This is a genomic window from Roseovarius sp. D0-M9, assembly GCF_037083805.1.
Lineage (GTDB): Bacteria > Pseudomonadota > Alphaproteobacteria > Rhodobacterales > Rhodobacteraceae > Roseovarius.
The window spans coordinates 1-1,496 of the sequence record NZ_JBAPKZ010000111.1; the positions used below are offsets into that span (position 1 = coordinate 1).

Annotated in this window: 1 protein-coding gene; it reads left to right on the top strand. The window is 50.7% G+C overall.

What is annotated here, in order from left to right; genetic code table 11:
* The coding region (locus V8352_RS21705; protein ID WP_336426335.1) for a hypothetical protein at nucleotides 1–1,416 on the top strand (1,416 nt) is incomplete at its 5' end.
* Nucleotides 1,417–1,496 lie beyond the last annotated feature (80 nt).

The following is a 1,496-nucleotide window of genomic DNA, read 5'->3' on the forward strand; positions in this document are numbered from 1 at the left end:
CGCCGGTCGGCTCAAGCACCTGCCCGCGTCACCCTACGACACAACATCTGGTGTGGTCGTGAACTGACCGGAGACCCGCACACCCACACAAACCGCGAAGAAGCCAAAGATTCTGACCCCTTTCACCTCATGGACGTCGGAAAATCAGGTAGCCAAATAGCGCCTCAGAAAAATCTGTCGCAGGACGATTTGACTACCGCAATCGTGGATACCTTGCCCCATTGGTTCTTTGAAGCAAAGAACCTCAAAGGAGAACGCGAGCCCTTCTCGACGGATTTTGGTCTTCTGGAGCTAAGAGCAGGTTGGGTGCTTTCAGTAGAGGCGGGCCTGAGAGACCTATGGATGTCTGCGCTTTGGGAGGCGCGAGAACTAAAAAAGGAAGGAGAGGACCTTATTTTCGGCCCTGCAGATCGAGAAAGTGATGGATACTGGTTTGCAAGCCAAATGCGGACCGAAGCTGCACTTTGGGGGCCACTTGCGTTGTTCCATGATATGCCGGAAGACCGGGAAGACACGCGATACGTTCAGACCGTTTCGTTCGCGCAATCGCGCAAAGGTCGTGCTCGGCTAAATGCCTCGAAGCCATCGCCAAGAAAGCTTCAGAGCCTCAACGAGACATTGAGCATTTTAGAACATTCGTACATTAAAGATTTCTTGGACGTGCCAATCGAGGTGGCGGGGGCGGATATCACGATGCGACTGCTCGTTCAATCGCTCTGGCTATTAGGGGAAGTTGGTTCCGGAATGATTTCAAGCGTTCATGCGAAAGCTATACGTAGCTATCGAGATGCCAAAAATTTTTCACTCCGTATCTCCAAAAGTAACTGCTTGCGCGCCTTCAGAGTAGGTTTGGGCGTCGAGGAAATCGTCGCAAAATCTATTCTATCGCAACTTGTGCTCTCACCAGACGATACTGCGAAATGTTTTAGGGACGGTGCTTGGTTTCATCCGCTTATAGAGCTTGACGAAGAGTATGTCATGATCGTCTTGCCGTCGGTCGAAGCCGGGGCCAAAATTCGGTTTGTGGAAAGAACTTTATCGGAGTTATTGGGACCTGATCTGACTAAAGTGAAGAGTCTTGGTGAAACCTTTGAAATAGGAGTTCGAGAACGAATTAACGCAGCATTTGCAGGAAATGAATGCATTTATGATTTCTCGTGCTTGCCACACGCGTTAGACGAAGTGGATAATGGCGGTGAGGAAATTGATCTACTGTTCAGAATTGGTGGTCGTGTTGTTGTTGCTGAAGTAAAATGCTTGGTAGCGCCGAATGAATCGATTGAAAGATTTAACCATCTTTCCAAGCTGGAGGAGGCGGCAAAGCAAGCAAAAAGAAAGGCAGAATGGCTGTCAAACAACCTTCCGTTGGTGGAGGAGTTGCTCGAAGTTGGGTCCCTTCTCGTTCCGTGTGGGTAGTCGGGCGCACCGGTGCTTGAGCCGCTCCCATATTTCGTGCCTTCGGTAGGCGCGTCCGACGCGGAGACCTCAGCCATCGC